This is a genomic window from Flavobacterium flevense, from assembly GCF_900142775.1.
Lineage (GTDB): Bacteria > Bacteroidota > Bacteroidia > Flavobacteriales > Flavobacteriaceae > Flavobacterium > Flavobacterium flevense.
On record NZ_FRCC01000002.1, the window covers coordinates 290185 to 308174 of the forward strand.

9 protein-coding genes and 1 tRNA gene are annotated in these 17990 nt (G+C 37.2%); 3 read left to right on the top strand and 7 right to left on the bottom strand.

Features of this window, described 5'->3' with window-relative positions; genetic code table 11:
* Positions 1 to 103: 103 nt before the first annotated feature.
* Complete coding sequence (locus BUB89_RS18070; protein ID WP_073242375.1) at positions 104 to 4954, top strand: rhamnogalacturonan lyase family protein; 4851 nt, start codon at positions 104 to 106, stop codon at positions 4952 to 4954.
* Positions 4955 to 5013: 59 nt separating this feature from the next.
* Here the strand turns inward: BUB89_RS18070 and BUB89_RS04460 are convergent, their stop codons facing one another.
* The 5 genes from BUB89_RS04460 to BUB89_RS04480 form a co-directional block, all read right to left on the bottom strand.
* The gene (locus BUB89_RS04460) at positions 5014 to 6363 is read right to left on the bottom strand and encodes a DUF5689 domain-containing protein (RefSeq protein WP_073242378.1); all 1350 of its coding nucleotides are present in this window, start codon (positions 6361 to 6363) and stop codon (positions 5014 to 5016) included.
* 17 nt (positions 6364 to 6380) lie between these two features.
* The gene (locus BUB89_RS04465) at positions 6381 to 9218 is read right to left on the bottom strand and encodes a TonB-dependent receptor (protein ID WP_073242380.1); all 2838 of its coding nucleotides are present in this window, start codon (positions 9216 to 9218) and stop codon (positions 6381 to 6383) included.
* 325 nt (positions 9219 to 9543) lie between these two features.
* Positions 9544 to 10758 carry an MFS transporter gene (locus BUB89_RS04470; RefSeq protein WP_073242382.1) on the bottom strand — a complete coding sequence of 405 codons (1215 nt, stop codon included), beginning with the start codon at positions 10756 to 10758 and terminating at the stop codon, positions 9544 to 9546.
* 320 nt (positions 10759 to 11078) lie between these two features.
* The gene (locus BUB89_RS04475) at positions 11079 to 12122 is read right to left on the bottom strand and encodes a Gfo/Idh/MocA family protein (RefSeq protein WP_073242384.1); all 1044 of its coding nucleotides are present in this window, start codon (positions 12120 to 12122) and stop codon (positions 11079 to 11081) included.
* 209 nt (positions 12123 to 12331) lie between these two features.
* Entirely contained in the window at positions 12332 to 13399 is a 1068-nt protein-coding gene (locus BUB89_RS04480) for an NADH:flavin oxidoreductase/NADH oxidase (protein ID WP_073242386.1), read from the bottom strand.
* Between the two features lie 153 nt (positions 13400 to 13552).
* On the opposite strand from BUB89_RS04480, the gene rseP reads away from it, so the two are divergent.
* Together rseP and BUB89_RS04490 are read left to right on the top strand one after the other, a co-directional pair.
* On the top strand, positions 13553 to 14896 hold the full coding sequence (gene rseP / locus BUB89_RS04485) for an RIP metalloprotease RseP (RefSeq protein ID WP_073242388.1): 1344 nt from the start codon (positions 13553 to 13555) through the stop codon (positions 14894 to 14896).
* A 135-nt stretch (positions 14897 to 15031) separates the two neighbouring features.
* Positions 15032 to 15105: transfer RNA gene (locus BUB89_RS04490), tRNA-Asn, on the top strand.
* Positions 15106 to 15277: 172 nt separating this feature from the next.
* Here BUB89_RS04490 and BUB89_RS04495 read toward each other — a convergent pair.
* A complete protein-coding gene (locus tag BUB89_RS04495; RefSeq protein WP_073242996.1) occupies positions 15278 to 16105 on the bottom strand; it encodes an SMP-30/gluconolactonase/LRE family protein in 828 nt (275 codons plus the stop codon).
* A 275-nt stretch (positions 16106 to 16380) separates the two neighbouring features.
* On the bottom strand, positions 16381 to 17982 hold the full coding sequence (locus BUB89_RS04505) for a RagB/SusD family nutrient uptake outer membrane protein (RefSeq protein WP_073242392.1): 1602 nt from the start codon (positions 17980 to 17982) through the stop codon (positions 16381 to 16383).
* Positions 17983 to 17990: the final 8 nt, after the last annotated feature.

Here is a 17990-nt window from a genome sequence, read left to right on the forward strand (position 1 = left end):
AACTACCCTGTATGAATTTCAGGACACCACAAGATACCACAGGATACGAATTGATTTACAGCTAATTATATTTACTCACTATTAACCATTAACCAACTTATTTATGACTAGAAAAACTACTTTTTCTTACCGTCTGTTATGCCTTAAAATCAGCCTGACGGTATGTTTTTTGTTTAGTTGCTTTTCTTCCTTTGCACAACAATGGAATATATTAGGCAACGAACAAGCAATTTCTTCAGTTGCTTCAGCATACACCAGCATTGCTGTTGTAAAAAACGGAAGCATTTTTACACCTTACGTAGTATTTACAGAAAGTGGAGTGCCAAGAGTAAAAAGACGTTTAGCCGACGGAACTTGGGAGCAAGTTGGCGCAAACCTTAGTAATAATGCTTCTTACACCCGTATTTATGCTAATGCTATTGGTGATTTATATGCAACTTACATTGATCTTTCAGCCGGTTCTAAACTAGCCGTAAAGAAGTTTGACACTGCCACTGAAACCTGGAATCCATTAAATCCGGAAGACAGTAATTCGCTGTATGTTTCTACAGGAAATGCAAATGGCATGAGTGCGGTAGGTCAATACGGATCCACTCAACGCTGTTCTATGGCATTCGATTCATTTAATAGCCCTTACATTGCTTTTAGTGAAGCAGGTATGATTCCTTATGTTAAAAAATTCAACGAAACAGCATGGGAAACCGTAGGTACGGGAGCTGTTTCTGGAGATTTTGCTGCTGCTGTGGGTTTAGCAATTGATGCTAATGACAAACCTTGGTTAGTTTATTCCAAACTAACTGCAACTAATTCCAGTACAGGTAATATGACTTTGTATGGTTTTAATGGTGGTACATGGTCTTTAGTAACGAACAATCCCATTCCAACTGTTGGAGTACGACATACTAACATTGCTGTCAGAGACAATAACAGCATTTGTATTGCTTATTTTAATACTGGTTCTTCTAACAGAGCAACAGCAATTTTATATAACAAAACAACAAATACCTGGGGATCAGCCACAACACTTGCTTCAAGAGACTCCCCTAATATTAGTTTAATAAATGACAAATCCGGAAATCTCTATTGTTCGTTTATAGATTATACTTCTTCGACAAACGTGTTTCCAACCCGTGTTCGCTTTCTGGCAGCAGAAAGTACAACATGGACTGAATTGAAAGATCCTGCAGTAATAAGAGGTATTGATGAACCCACTGGATGGCCTTCTATTGCCATAGGAAATGCTACCTATCCTTATGTGGTTTACACCAAAGCGAATTCAAACAACATAACTACTCCTATTGTCAGAACGTATGTTCCACCTCCTCCGCCAGCGGAACTTACAACTAATGACATTACTAATATTACTACCACCACAGCAGTATCCGGAGGAAATATTACCTCTGATGGCGGACAAGCCATAACCGAAAGAGGCGTGGTTTACAGTAATTCGAATCCTAATCCGACTACAGCTAATGCTAAAGTAGCAGATGTTAGCGGAGGCATAGGCAATTTTTCAGTAACCCTTACCGGACTTACACCCGGAACGTTTTATTATACCAGAGCCTATGCTATCAATGGCGGTGCAGCTTCTTATGGAAACACTGTCAGATTAAACACCTTACAAGTTCCTGATGCCGTGGTTTCAACTCCTAAACAGGTAGAGTTTTTAACAAGAGGTCTTATAGCAGTTCAAAAAACGACTAACTCGGTATTTTTAAGCTGGAGATTACTGGGTAATGACCCTGCTACTATTGCATTTAATGTATATCGAAACGGAGTAAAAGTAAATGCTTCTCCTATAACCAATGCAACTAATTATACCGATGCGACTGATACTAATACTAACAGTTACAGTATCAAAGCTGTAATTGATGGTGTAGAAGGAACTGAAACCGCTGCTGTAACTGTATGGGCAAAAAATCAATTGAAAGTTCCTCTTCAAATACCTCCGGGAGGTACATTACCTGACGGACGCACTTATGGTTACACAGCAAATGATACTTCTGTAGGTGATGTTGATGGTGACGGTGTATATGAAATTATTTTAAAATGGGATCCTACTATTGTAAATGACAATGCAGGCGGTTATAGCGGGAAACAAATTTTTGACTGCTATAAATTAGACGGTACCCGATTATGGCGTATTGATTTAGGAATAAATGTAAATGCAGGTCCACATTATAATCCGTTTATGGTTTATGATTTTGACGGAGATGGCAAAGCCGAAATTATTTTAAAAACAGCCGATGGTACAATTGACGGTGCAGGTACTGTAATAGGTAATGCTACTGTTGATTATCGTAATACTGGAGGATGGGTTCAACAAGGACCTGAATTCCTAACTGTTTTTAACGGATTAACAGGTGCTGCAATGGCTACCACTACTTATCAGCCTGCCAGAGCAAATACTTCTGACTGGGGTGATAATTATGGAAATCGTCAGGATCGTTTTGTATCGGCTGTTGCTTATCTTGACGGAGCCCGCCCAAGTATTATTGTAGGACGCGGCTATTATAATAAACTAATGCGTGCAGCCTATGACTGGCGTAACGGACAATTAACATTACGCTGGATTTTTGACAGTAAAGATCCAACCCATCCGGAATATGATTCTTATTCAGGTCAAGGAAATCACCAAATGACAATAGGTGATGTAGATGGAGACGGAAAAGATGAAATCATCAATGGCTCCAGTGCTATTAATGATGACGGAAAACCGCTTTGGACTTATGGAATGGGTCACGGAGATGCCTTGCACATGACAGACATGGATTTAGACCGTCCGGGACAGGAAATCTGGATTTGTCTGGAATCGCCAGGAAATTATGACGGAATGGGACTGAGACAATATGATGCTAAAACAGGTCAAACTAATTGGGGAATCCCAACTACGGGTGATGTTGGTCGTGCCATGGCAGCCGATTTAGACCCCAACTACAAAGGTTATGAAATGTGGGGTTCTGCAGGCGGAAAGGTATATGATGCTAAAGGAAATGCGATAAGCAGCAGTGTTCCTTCTTATAATTCAGGAATTTGGTGGGATGGCGATCTTGGCCGTGAATTATTTGACAGAGGTTATATTGACAAATGGAATCCTGCTACTAAAAGTGCGGGTCGTTTATTTACAATCTATAATCAAACAGCTACAGGAGTATCCACCAATAATAGCACTAAAAGCAATCCTTGTTTACAAGCAGATCTTTTAGGGGATTGGAGAGAAGAAATTATTTTACGTGAATCTGATAATTCAGCTCTTGTAATTTTTACAACTAATATTGCCAGTGATTACCGTATTCCCACTTTGATGCATGATCCACAATATCGTACCGCAATTGCCTGGCAAAATTCAGGTTACAACCAGCCACCCTATACCAGTTATTACATAGGGTATGACATGGATGTAAACAATATTCAAACGGCAAAAATTGCGGTTGTAGATGCTATAGCTCCAACAGTTACAGCAATTAACAGACTTATACCTGACGCTGAAAAAAACAATGCGACAAGTGTTAGCTATCGCGTTACTTTTTCTGAAAATGTGAGTGGAGTTGACACCGCTGATTTTGCACTTTATACCACCGGAAATGTATCTGGAACTATTGCTGCTGTTACTTCTGTTACGGGTGCTTCATTTGATGTAACAATAAATAACATTACAGGTGACGGAACGCTTCGTTTAGACATCAACAACGCAAATACCGGAATAATTGATGAAGCTAATAATAGTTTTACAGAAGGTTTCATGAATGGTGAAATTTATACTTTCGACCATACAAGCCCGGTTATCACTACTCCGGCTGATCTTAACATTAACGCAGATAGCGGAAGTTGTGAAGCTACAAATGTAGTTTTAGGTACAGCATCAGCAAGCGATACAAATACAGTTGAACTAACAAATGACGCACCAGAGATTTTCCCTGTTGGAATCACAACTGTCACCTGGACAGCAATAGATGCCGTAGGCAACAGTCAGACAGCTACTCAAAAAGTAACTGTAACAGATGCGCAAAAACCGGAGATTACTGTAATTCCGCAAGCTGTAACACTGTGTTACAATGAAGGTGATTACACCATTCCTACTATAGCTGCTACAGATAATTGTGGTATTGATTCGATTAGCTACATCATAAACGGGGCTACTTCAAGAAGTGGTAATGGCAATGATGCCAGTGGTAACTTTAATGTAGGAATTTCTACAATCACATGGACTGTTACGGATATCCATACTAATGAGACAACAATTACCAGTACAATTACTGTTAATCCGGCTGTTAGTGTAACAATTAATGATGTTTATGCAATAAATCAGGCTACAGATAACAAAAACACCTTGTATATTGGTTATGGTCCTTCCTCATTTACAATTACAGCTACACCAAATGGTGGTACAGCTCCTTACACTTATAACTGGAGTAATGGGCAAACAACAGCATCTGTCAATGTTAATACAGCTGGAACTTATAATGTAACTATTACTGATGCTGAAGGATGTACGGCAACTACCTCAATAGTAATCAATGTAATAGACGTTCGCTGTGGCAACAACAACGATAAGGTAATGATGTGTCACAACGGAAACTCTGTTTGTGTAGCTTCATCAGCTGTTCAACAACATCTGGATCATGGGGATAACATTGGATCTTGTGGAACTAACAGAATGGTCGATAAATCTTTCGTTTCTGATGAAACCGGTACAACTGAATCTGGAATAAAAATCTATCCAAATCATACTTCGGGTGCATTCTCAATAGAAGTTAACAGTGTGAAAGCTATTAAATCGACCATCACTATTGCTACTGTAAACGGACAAATTGTCGAGCAACGCGATGTTTTGCTATCAGAAGGCACTCAATCTTTTTCATTTAATATTTCCGGTAAGGCATCAGGAATATATCTGATAAAAGTGAGTGGTATTGATGGTGTGAATACACAAAATTTAATACTGAAAAATTAATTATAAATTGTTTAATCTGGCGGCTCGTAATTTAAATTACGAGCCGTTTTTTTATATCTCTAATCTCCATAAATCTGAACATCATCCACTAAAAAAGCACCATCCAAAGCTAAATTCCTGCCGGAACCAATGTATTTAAAAGCAATATTGATTTTCCCTGTATAAGCTGACAAATCAATCGCCCCCGACCCAATAAATTCATTCCAGGTCGAAGCCTGAGTTGGAATCTTTGCCGAAATAGGAATCCATGTTGCTGTTTTAACATTTGCCCCATCATAGTTAGTTGAAACATATACTTCAAGTGTATTTAGAGGAGAATCTACATCTAAATGATGTTGTGCCGTTCTAAAAGAAAGCGTTTCATTAGTATGCACATCCATATCTATTTTAGGAGAAATTAACCAAACTATATTAGACACTACTTTAGTCCCTGAAATAACAAATTCAGCATAGCCGTTTGTAGCATTTATACCGCCTTTCCAGACTATTGCACCCGCCTGAATAATATTACTCCATCCCGGCAAACTCAAATTAGTTCCATGAGTAACAGTTTGAAAATCTTCAACAAAAAAAGGAATATTTCTGGTTCCTGCTATCTGAACATCAGCCTCTTTTCTGGCTACCAATTGATAATCAGTGGCGTATTTGGTCAAAACACCCCGAACTTTACCACTTCCCCCGGGAACAATACTCTTAGAAAAATCGGCATAACTGCTTGTTCTGAAAATTAGCTGATTGCCATTTTTGTCCACCAGATTCCAGTTAGTCGCTCCGCCCACATCATTTGTTTCTTCATAATAATGTCGTCCAATAGCTGGCTCTGTAAATTGTACCTCTGACAATTCGATAAGCGTGTTCAGCTGACTGTCATTAATTTCGCCTAAATCAATCAATCGAACCAATTGCTCTTCTTTTACATTAGTACAGGAAGCATGCAATACGTTTTTATAATCATTTTGCGAAAGCCTGCCCACCCCGCCCTGATTAAACGGGCTGACATACAAACTCCCAATACGTAAACCTCCGTAATACAAATCAGTATATTGATTTTTCAGTTTTACATATACCTTATTCCCAACCCGAAAATCAACATACAGATTAGTCGCATCTACGGGAACACTAAACCCCATAGCACGAGTTGTGGCTGTAGCCAAAGTTTGAAACGAAATGGTCTTAAAAAAATTACCATTTTCATCGCTGGAAACCACATAGCCTTCTATCACGTCATCATAAGTATATTGCGCTACTATTTCAGCCGAATTTCCCTTAATATCAGCAACTGTTTTATTGACTTCAAAATCAGGCTGATTGCAATTTAACTCCGGAATTTTCACATCATCATTAGCACAGGATGCTACAACAGTCAACAATAATAGCATTAACAAAAATTGAAAAGTATGATTTTTCATAATAGCTGAATTTTAAATTAGAAACTGAAATTGATATTCACAAAATACGTTCGGCCGTAGCCATAGAAATATTTATTGCCAAAAGATGGCGTCCCACTGGAAACATCCTGATTGAGTTGCCTGAAATTAGCATTCCGGGCTTGTTCATAACCGCCCGTTTTGTATTTGCTGTCCAGCACATTATTAACACTCGCAAACAACCCCAGATATTTTGTTTTAATTTTCCATGATTTCCCACCAATTAAATTCAGTAAAACCACAGCATCAAATTGTTCTTGTTTTAGCAATTGTGCTGCTCTTTCCTGAGTTGCTTCCGGAAAAGGAAAACTACTGGCTGGATTGGTATAAAACCGATTGGTTCTGGAAATTGGCGAAACATCAATGTAATTTTCAGTCAGATAATTAACATTCGTACCTATCCACCAATATTTAGGATCCCTATATTCTAATCCCACACTATAGGCCTGTTGCGGCATTCCCGGTTGTTTATAATTTTTTAAAAATGCTGTACCAAAATCAAAAGACGGATTAGTATTTTCTACCGTAGCTACCGCATCATTGTTGATACTCACATTCGGATTACTATCAAATGTGAATTTTCCGTAAGCTGCCGAAAAAGTTGCTTTTAAAGTCGCACTCATCTGATACTCCAAACTCAGTTCAGCGCCAATGTTTTTTTTGTCCAAATGTGTCAGCGTCTGACTCACAAAAGCATTCGTATTGGTGTAACCTGCTTCGTTATCAAATATTCCTTCGGCATAAAAAAAACTAATTTTAGTTGCATTTTTTATTGTCGAATAATACGCAGTAAGTCTCGTTTTTAGTTTCGGAGTTCTAAAAACATACGTCGCATCCACACTATTAATTGTTTCACTTTCTAAGCCATCCACAAGGGTATTATTCAGTCGCGCATTTGCAAAACTATTTCTCAAATTAGGCGCTTTGGTTAAATGAGCCGCATTAAGTTGCAACGATTGCTTACCGGAAATTTTAAACAGCATTCCGCCTTTGAAACCGAAATTTTCAAAGTCTTTTTTTGGGCTCTTGCCAAAGGAAATTGTCTCATAAATTCCGTTTTTGTACAAACCTTCCCGTTGGTAAGTAGTTTTAGAAAAAGATTGAGCCAGATAAAAATCAATGATGCTGTACGAAAATTTAAACTGACTAAAAGCCTCCAGAACAGTTGCCGAAAAGTTGTAATTATATCCATAAGTATCACCCACTTTTACCTGCCTGTTTGGTTTATTTAAATCAGACTGTGCCTGGGTTCCGCTGTAAAAACCGTCAATATCTTCAAAAAAAGCTCCTCCTAATAAGTCCAATACTTTTTGGTAATTATGCGATTTAAAATCCCGAAACGAAATTCCCGCATTGACAATCAGATTTTCGCTAAGCTGAGAATTAAAATTAGAATTTACTGCAATGGTTTTGTCATCATTCCGGTCTTCGTACAACACATAATGACTTTGTGCGGGTTCATAACCAATTATATTTGAATTAGCATCTGTCACCGGATTTTGGTTGGCCCGATACATCGCTTCCCAATCTATTTGCCTATTAGTTAAAAACGCCAGTCTGTTTTTCTCCGCATTATCATTATCCGGAATAAAATCTCCTGAGAATTCTCCGTTATCAGCTGCATAAAGAGCCGTATAATAGCTGGGCATTTTTCTAAAATAAGCAGGATCGGGACTATTGGCATTTTGATAATCAATATTGCTATTACCTACTTTCCCAATTTGATACATCACTGCCGAATTGAGATTTGTATGATCATTAATTTTAAAATAATGATTGAGCATCACAACAGGTTCTTCAATGGTTTTTACTCTGGCATTTCTGATTTTTCCGTTTTGATATCCCCAGTAGGAATTGTAATTTTCAGAAGTTAAACTATTAACTTCAGCTGTGTTTGGTGAATTTTTTCCGCGTTCATTGGGGGTGTAAAATCCTGTGATATTGAGTGAATGCTGCTCGTTTAATTTTTTTTCGATACTTAAAAATAAAGAATTGGCATCATACGTAGTTCCTTCAAAATGACCTTCCCGAGCATAGCGTTTTCCTGCCGAAATCACGTAAGCCCAACCTGAATTACTCATTCCCGAAGCATAAGTTCCGATAATTCTCCAACTGTAATTAGTATTAGTAGCCGACGCTGTAATCCTGCTTCCTGCCCGGTAAATGGAAGCCCGGGTATTGATTTCCTGAGTTCCCAGAATTCCTCCAAAAGTATAATCGGATGGAGTAGTTCCTATTGAAAACTCCTGATTTCGGGTAGCGTCATTGAGACCGCCCCAATTGTTCCACTGCGGTCTTCCATCATACATTTTGTTCATGGTTAGCCCGTTGATCATCGTAGTAGCATTTTCACTATCGAGACCACGAATTCTAAACCGTGCCTGTCCCCAGTTGAAAGCGGCAGCCTGCTGAAAAGCATCTCTGGAAGATTGCAATAATCCTGAAGTATTTTCGGAACTGCTGTTGTCATCGGTTAAATCATCTTCGAAAAGCTGAATAACGGCGGCTTGCTGATCAGTAACCTGATCTAATTCTAATAAAATGGTTCCTAAATCCAGTGCTAAGTTATTTTGTACTACAACCGGAAACAAGGCTTCTTTATAACCCTGACTGCGAAAAAGCACTAAATACTCACCTGCAGGAACGGCATCAAAGACAACAGTGCCTTCCTGATTAGTAAGCAACGTAAAATTAGTATTCTGAATAGCCACCACAACCGCCACTAGTGGTGTTTGTGTTTTTGCATCTAAAACTTTAACTGAAATTTGAGTTCCATTTTGTGCCAATGCACTACTAACACATCCAATGCCGAACAGTAAAACAAGAAAATATTTCATAACCCCAATAGAATTAGTTGTAAAAATCCTTCTGTTTGGCAAAAAGGTTTCACACAATCATACAACTTTGAAAAAGCTAACTCAGTAGCATAAAAAATATCCCAAAAAGGAATATTTCAACATCAATAGGGGAATTAATGAAGAATCAATTTAAGCTTTTTAAAAGGTGGGGAAATACATGACTTAACAAAGTCAGATAACACTTTCGATACTAAAAGTAAGAAAAAAATTATTTAGACGAAGTGTTTTTTAGATTTTTTTTACAAAAAATAGTACAAAATTATTTTATGAAAGAACCTATCTTTTCATCCGACGGAGTTAATTACTACTGAATCACTTTAATTCTTGGAACAAGGAAAGCGATAAGAATACCAAATACACCTATAAAAGCAAATGAAAATCGAAGGCCAAATAATTCAGCAATATATCCTATCACGGGCGGACCCATTAAAAAACCAAGGAAACTCACACTGGAAACAGCGGTTAAGGCTTCACCGGGAGGAATGGTAGGATGCTTTCCTGCTATACTGTAAAGTGTAGGCACAATGGTTGAAACTCCAAGCCCAACCAGCATAAAACCGATAGTTGAGGGAATTAAAAAAGGTAAAAATACCGATGTAAAAAGTCCGCCAGAAATTAAGAAACCGCCGGTTTGTATTACTTTTTTTCGTCCAAATTTATTAATCATTCCGTCACCCAGAAAACGCCCGGTAGCCATCATAATCATAAAAGAGGTATATCCCAAAACAATCAGCGGACCCGGTGCCTGAACAATGTCTTTAAAATAAATTCCGCTCCAGTCAAACATAATTCCTTCGCTTGCCATAGATCCAAAACCTATAATTCCAAGCCAGATTAAAGTCATATCCGGTTTAGAAAACAATTTTTTCTTTTCGACAACTTTTCGTCTTTCTTTGGCTTTAACCAAATATTTATAATTGAAAGCTATAAGTAATACCGTAATTATTCCAACAATAATAAAATGATAGTAAGGTGTTAATTTTAAAGCCAGCATTGCTAATCCCAGTAAAGCACCGGTAAAGCCGGCAAAACTCCACACCCCATGAAAAGATCCCATGATGGTTCTTTGAAAAAGCTGTTCCGTATAAACGCCCTGAGTATTAACAGCAATATTGTTCATATTCCCAAAAAGTCCGAAAGCATACAAGCCTAAAGCCAATTGCCAGGCGGAGGTAGCCAAACCTAAATTAGTCAGGCAAAAAGCATACATACTCAAAGACAAAACTACCAAACGATGACTTCCATAACGGGTGACTAATTTTCCTGAAAAGGGCATCATAGTCAATTGTCCCAAAGGAAGTGCAAACAAAATAGTACCTAAGTCGGCATCACTAAGATCGAGTGCCACTCTAATATCCGGAATCCGGCTTGCCCAGGTTGCAAAACACAATCCCATGCCAAAATAGAAAGAAGCAACAGCAACACGTACTCTCTTTAAATAAGAAAGTTTAGCATTTCTAAAACTCTTCTTGATTTTTCCCTGTGCTCTAAAGCTTCCTATAAAATTTAATCGTAACAAAGGCGCTGTGTTTTAGAATTTGAAACCACAAAAATACAAAAAGCAATCGGGACGATGTATTAATTAAGTGTTACATCAATTTATTACATCGTTATCGTTTATAAGTTTAACAGATCGTGTACTCAAATGGAACACCTACTTGTCTCCGACAGGCAGGTAAAACGTATTTTGACAGATTCACTAATACTAATTTGGCTAAAGCCAATAAATAATATCTACAAAAAACCTTTGGCTAAAGCCAAAGGCAATTCAAACCACAAATTTGCAGCAAATAATTTGAGAAAATTTGTGGTTAAAAAAAATTTATACGCAAAGAAAAACTACAAATCAATCACTCTTTTTTCGGCACTACTTTGAATTGCGGCTTCTATGATTTGCATGACTCGCGCACCGTCCTGAGCGGTAACAGGCTCATCAGTATTATTGATAATCGAATTGTAAACTCCATCAAAAAACTCATAATAATTCCCCTGAAGCGTTGGGATTTTTCCATGCATGACGGTACCGTTCATTTCAGTATGTAAAAAACCTTCTTTTTCTAAAGGTTCTGTTCCCCAAGTATTCAAATTAGGTTTTTTCATTACTTTCAAATCATCTTCCTGCACATCGCCTCTTGGTTTTAAAAACGAACCTTTTTTACCGTGAACTACATACGCCGGATTAGGTTCACGCACAAAGAAACTTGCTTTTAAACGCACTCTGAAATCAGCATAGTACAACAAAATATCCACCCAGTCATCCACCACCGAATTCTCACGGGTGATTCTGATATCAGCAAAAACAGCTTTTGGAAAACCAAACAAATACAAAGCCTGATCAATTAAATGCGGCCCTAAATCTTTCAGAATTCCAGAACCGGAATTCACCGTTTCTTTATGTAGTTTAGGACTCAACAATGGATTGTATCGGTCAAAATGGAATTCGGCTTCCACAATTTCGCCCAAAGCACCGTCTAATAAAATCTGGCGTACGGTTTTCAAATCACTGTCCCATCTTCTGTTTTGGAAAACAGCTAATTTTAATCCTTTTTCTTTGGCCAAAGCCGCTAATTCCTGAGCTTCGGCAACAGTAGTCGTAAATGCTTTTTCAACAATGGCGTGCTTTCCTGCTTCCAAAACTCTTTTGGCATATTCAAAATGGGTATCAATTGGGGTGTTTACAACAACTAAATCAATTGCGTCGTTTGCTAAAATTTCCTCCAGAGAAGCAAAACTTTTAACCTGCGGATAATCTTCCTGAATTAATTTCTTGCTTCTTTCCCAGGAACCTAATAATTCAAAACCGGGATGTAGTTCTAAAAAAGGTGCGTGAAATACTTTACCCGACATTCCATAAGAAAGCAAGGCTGTTTTTATTGTTTTCATAATTATTTATCTTGTATTTGTTATGCCACGAATGCACTAATTAATCTTTAAAAATCTTTGAGGTTAAATTCACCACAAATTACACAAATTATCACAGATTTTTTTAGCCCACGAATGCTCGAACTATTTTAAAATCTTGGTGGTCTTTGTGTGTCATCCTGTCCCGATACTTCGGGAGTCGAAGGACTTTGTGACCTTTGCGGTTAAACCTACTTTGCTCTTTCGTATTGCACAGGCCAGGGAACTTCGGTTTCCAATGCTTTCGCAAAATGTAAAGCTAAGTTAGGATCGCGCAAGGATGCTCTGGCAAATAAAACCAAATCGGCTTTTTCGCTCGCTACAATTTCTTCTGCCTGATGTGCTTCGGTTATTAATCCCACCGCTGCTGTTAAAATTCCGGTTTCTTTTTTAATTTTTTCAGCAAAAGGAACCTGATAACCCGGTTCTACCGGAATTTTTTGGTGCGAAACCAGTCCGCCCGAAGAAACATCAATTAAATCGACTCCTTTTTCTTTTAGGATTTTAGACAATTGTATGGATTCTTCAATATTCCAACCTCCTTCTGCCCAATCAGTGGCCGAAATTCGAACAAATAAAGGTAAATCAGCAGGCCATTCGGTTTGTACTGCTTCAACAACTTCCATCGTAAAACGGATTCGGTTTTCAAAACTTCCGCCGTATTCATCGGTTCTTTCATTCGATAATGGCGATAAAAACTGATGGTTTAAATAGCCGTGAGCTGCATGAATTTCGAGCACTTCATACCCAGCCTGCACGGCTCTTCTTGTTGCTGTTTTAAAATCGGAAATTAATTGTTGGATTCCGTTTTTGTCTAATGCAACAGGTTGAAACGGTTCAGTATCATGATAAGGAATTGCTGATGGCGCCACCGTTTGCCAGCCGCCGTCAGCAGCAGTCAGCTTTTTATTGCCATTCCAGGGTGAGGAAACACTGGCTTTACGACCGGCGTGCGCCAATTGAATTCCCGGAACTGCATTTTGACTTTTGATAAAAGCGGTAATGGTTTTTAGTTTTTCGATATGCTCGTCTTTCCAGATTCCTAAATCTTCGGGTGAAATTCGGCCTTCGGGAGCTACCGCAGTCGCTTCCTGAATAATTAATCCCGCTCCGCCACTGGCACGACTGCCTAAATGCACCAAATGCCAGTCGTTAGCAAATCCATCTAGGGATGAATATTGGCACATAGGAGAAATGGCGATTCGGTTTTTAAAGTTAATTTGTTTGATTGATATAGGAGAAAATAATTGGGATGCCATAGATTTTTTGTTTTTTGAGAAACGTAAAGTTACGCTTCAAAAAGCAAAATGAAAATTATTAACAAACATTTATTATCCAAGCTAATCCTAAAATCTTTGCAACTAAAACAGAAAATGTTACTTTAGCCGAATATAAAGAACAGAAAATTAAAAATGGAAATAATTATCAAGCTTTCTCAATTTTTATTGAGCTTATCATTACTGATTATACTACACGAATTAGGGCATTTTATCCCTGCTAAATTATTCAAAACCAGAGTCGAAAAATTCTATTTGTTTTTTGATGTTAAATATTCGCTGCTTAAAAAGAAAATAGGTGAAACTGAATACGGAATTGGGTGGCTGCCACTGGGCGGTTATGTGAAAATCTCCGGAATGATTGACGAAAGTATGGACAAGGAACAAATGGCTCTGCCTCCAAAACCTTGGGAATTTCGTTCTAAACCGGCCTGGCAACGTTTGATTATTATGCTTGGTGGAGTTACAGTCAACTTCATTTTAGCTTTTATTATTTACATTGGGATGGCATTTGCTTATGGCGATACTTATATTGCTATGGACGATTTGAAAGATGGGATTTGGGTAACCAATCCAGCAGTTGAAAAAGCAGGTATTAAGACCGGAGATAAAATTCTTGCTATAGATGGGGTAAAAGTGGGGAAATTTGATAATAGTATCAATTTAGAAGTCGCCATGGCTAAAGAAATACTTATTGAAAGAAATGGGATCAAGCAAACTATAAAAACACCTATAGACTTTATTGATCAATTGTCTAAACATGAAAAAGGACTTTTAATTACTCAAAGAATACCTTTTGTAGTTAATACTTTAACAGAAGATTCTCCTAACACAAATTTAAAGGCAAAAGATATTTTTGTTTCTTTAAATGGAGAAAAAGTGAAATATTTTGATCAAGTAGAAGGTATTTCAAATAAAAATAAAGGAAAAGAGATTCCTGCCGTAATATTACGTAATTTAAAAGAAATGAAAATTACAATTAAAGTTTCTAAAACTGGAATAATAGGCGTAAGACCAGCATTATTAGATAATAATTCTTTAGAAAAATTAGGATATTATAAGGTTAGTACTCAAAATTACAGTTTTTTTGAATCTATACCTGTTGGGATTGAAAAAGGAAAAGACCAATTAATCAGCTATGGAAAACAATTAAAAATGATGATTAACCCAAGTACGGGAGCTTACAAAGGTGTGGGTGGATTTGCCGCTATTTATAATATTTTTCCAGATACCTGGAGTTGGGAAGTATTCTGGGGAATCACTGCTTTATTATCAATTATGCTAGGTGTAATGAACTTATTGCCTATTCCTGCACTTGATGGAGGTCATGTCATGTTTTTATTATACGAAATTGTTTCCGGTAAAAAACCGAGTGATAAATTCCTAGAGAATGCACAAATGGTTGGTTTTGTTTTACTTATCACATTGTTAGTATTTGCTAACGGAAATGACATTTATAAAGCCATTGTAGGCAGGTAAAAAAAATCAAATTTTTTTTCATTTTTTGTTTGCTACATTGAAAAAACGTCTTATATTTGCAACCGCTAAGAACAAGATATCACATCTTAATTATAGCAAACAAAAACGTTCCTTACGCATATTAAATATACAGTTTCCTCCTTAGCTCAGTTGGTTAGAGCATCTGACTGTTAATCAGAGGGTCCTTGGTTCGAGCCCAAGAGGGGGAGCTTTTTTAGAAAGCCATTCAAGCAATTGAGTGGCTTTTTTTTTGGTTTAAACATTTTGGAATTGTCCGAGTTATTTAATAAAACGGGGATCAAAACAAAAACCTTATATCAAAAAAAAACCTTCACATCACTGCAAAGGCTTTTTACTATTTTACGTTTTAATAAACTATTTTTAATCCGCCAGCAATTTATACGCAATTACATTGTTGTGGTTAAAGGTAGGGATATACAACATGTTTTCTTTAGGGTTATAACCTAAATCAGCGGTGTTCATTTGTCCCTGTACATCCTGTAGTTTTTTGACTTCGCCATTGGCTTTTACATAATAAATTAAGCCCGCCCAGCAGCTCACTATAAAATCACCGTTTTTAAGCTGTTCCAGTCCGTCACCGGATTTTTCAAAACCTTTGGCAATGACCGTTCTGTTTTTATTTTTATCAATTTTTAATAGTTCTGTATTGGCTAAAACATACAGGTTTTTATTGATCCATTTTAAGCCATTGGCACCGCTCACGTTTTCTAAATACAGTTCGCTTTTGCCATTTTCTATACGATATATAGTATTGGTACGGGTATCAGATACATAGACAACGCCTTTATCATCAACTGTTACATCATTCAGGAAAACAGTATTCTCAATTTCCATTTTATTAATGATTTTTCCACTGGGAATATCAATACTGATAACAGCAGTGATATCAGCCACAAAAAGCGTGTTTTTAAAACGAGCCAGACCTTTTGGCGCATTCAAACCTTCTACCCATTTTTCGTTGCTTATCGAGCCATCTGTATTCAGAATGGCGACTCCTCCTTTTCCGTCTTTTACGTTGCCTGCTCCATCAATCAGACTCACATATAGTTTGTTGTCAGTTGCACTGTAAAGCACTGATTCGGGCACTGGCAGTTTATTGCTTTCCCAAATGGATTTTGAAAGTTGTTGGGCATTAGTCGTCAGATTCAACAGCAAAAAAGCGGATAGTGTTAAAAATTTATATTTCATATTATTCAAAATATTGCGTTATACATCATGTTTATAACAAAAGTAAAATTTATTAAACAATTAGAAAACATCCCACTCCGTTTATCTGATGCTAAAAGAGTCCTATTAACAATGAATAGAAAAATTCGTTGCTCAATTCTGGACAAAAACCTCAGATAAAAAAGAACAAAAGCTATTTTTAAACCAACTTTTCTTTCCAAAAAAATGCCCCCAAAAAGTATCTCACTTTTTGGGGGCATTTGCATTTTCAGACAGCCTGAATTATAAAAACAAGTTTATAGTTTTTTATATCCATCATTTTGCTCAAGATTTGAGTTTGTTAAAATTGCATCATTAGGTATTGGAAACAAATTAAAGTTCACATCATTTGTTGCTGTATGCGAAAACCATGATTTTGTGGAAAACACGCCAAACCTGATAAGATCCTGACGACGACGCCCTTCTTGCGTAAACTCCCAACCCAGTTCATCAAGAAATCTTCCCATAACAATATCAGCTCCACCCTCAAAAGTTTGAGAATTTTTATCACGTCTTCCATAATCATAATTACTACCTAGCATCAATTGTGCGTCCGTTACAACAGCTAATGCCGGATTAGTTGTAAATGCCCTTGCACGAACCTCAGTTACCAAAGCTCCTGCTCCAGCCTGACCAGATCTTAGTAAAGCTTCCGCTTTCATAAGTAATATATCTGCATAACGAAACATCGGCCAGTCATTACTCAAACGATTAGTAGCACCTATGGCATATTCAAATTTACCCCAACGAAGTCCATCATCTTTATCAGATTCATCTATTGAGGGTACAGAATTGGTATAATTAATAGATAAAGCCTCACCGGTAATAGCATATTGTTGACCTGTTATAAAATTTTCCTTTAAGCGAATATCCTCAGGATTATAAGAGTTTATAAACTGCGGTATTGCACAAACACCGCCCCATGGTGAATTAGTAAACTGATACGTTCTTTGATTATCACTTGCTAAAGTATACATATGAAAGTCAAATGCATTCCAATCTTTTACATATTTCTCATCAAAAGGAAGCGCAAAAATTATTTCGGTTGAATTTTGATTTTCAGTAATAAAAACATTTTTTTGATTGGCCTCTAAAGAATAATGACCTGATTCTATTACATTATCACATGCTGCAATACACTCTGCCCACATGGCCTGACCACGCCATACCTGAGCATTCAGATACATTTTAGCCAATAGCGTATTGGCAACCCATTTATTTATACGTCCATAATAAAGACCTCTTGGAGTTTCGGATAAAAGTTCAATATTATCTTTAATTTCTTTTACTATAAAATCAAATACTTCGCTTCTTTTAGCCTGTTTTGGCAAACTTGTATCACTAAAATCAACAACAATAGGTACATTTCCATATAAATCTACAAGTATGTAATAATAAGAAGCGCGGAGTACTTTTAGCTCAGCTATAAGCTCTGCTTTTCTTTCATCACTAACCACAATCTTACCCGTTTCAATTTGGTAAATTATCCTATTACAAGTATTAACCCCTTCAAAAGTACGACTCCAAGGCTGTAACACTCCATCATCACTTGAAGTCCAGGTATGCTCATGCATTCTTTTATAAACATAACCATCTACCCAACCAATACCGGTACGTGCAGGAAGTACATCCTGATCAGCAGGGAGTTCCTGAGCTCTTACAACTCCATTCCATAACAACATGGTTTTTCTCCAAGGGATATATGCTGCATTTACTAATGCACTAATATCTGTTTCTGTCTTTGGAGTATAATTTTCTGAAATAACAGATCCATAACTATCATCCACTAAATCAGTACAAGAAAATGTACTAAATAACATAGCAAAAGTTATTGCTAAAAATATATATTTTGTTTTCATTATATGTT

What these genes read in the sequence shown, in the direction of transcription:
- BUB89_RS04495 (WP_073242996.1), bottom strand. Translation starts at nt 16,105, where the DNA reads ATGAAATATAAATTTTTAACACTATCCGCTTTTTTGCTGTTGAATCTG.
- rseP (WP_073242388.1), top strand. Translation starts at nt 13,553, where the DNA reads ATGGAAATAATTATCAAGCTTTCTCAATTTTTATTGAGCTTATCATTA.
- BUB89_RS04480 (WP_073242386.1), bottom strand. Translation starts at nt 13,399, where the DNA reads ATGGCATCCCAATTATTTTCTCCTATATCAATCAAACAAATTAACTTT.
- BUB89_RS04505 (WP_073242392.1), bottom strand. Translation starts at nt 17,982, where the DNA reads ATGAAAACAAAATATATATTTTTAGCAATAACTTTTGCTATGTTATTT.
- BUB89_RS18070 (WP_073242375.1), top strand. Translation starts at nt 104, where the DNA reads ATGACTAGAAAAACTACTTTTTCTTACCGTCTGTTATGCCTTAAAATC.
- BUB89_RS04475 (WP_073242384.1), bottom strand. Translation starts at nt 12,122, where the DNA reads ATGAAAACAATAAAAACAGCCTTGCTTTCTTATGGAATGTCGGGTAAA.
- BUB89_RS04460 (WP_073242378.1), bottom strand. Translation starts at nt 6,363, where the DNA reads ATGAAAAATCATACTTTTCAATTTTTGTTAATGCTATTATTGTTGACT.
- BUB89_RS04465 (WP_073242380.1), bottom strand. Translation starts at nt 9,218, where the DNA reads ATGAAATATTTTCTTGTTTTACTGTTCGGCATTGGATGTGTTAGTAGT.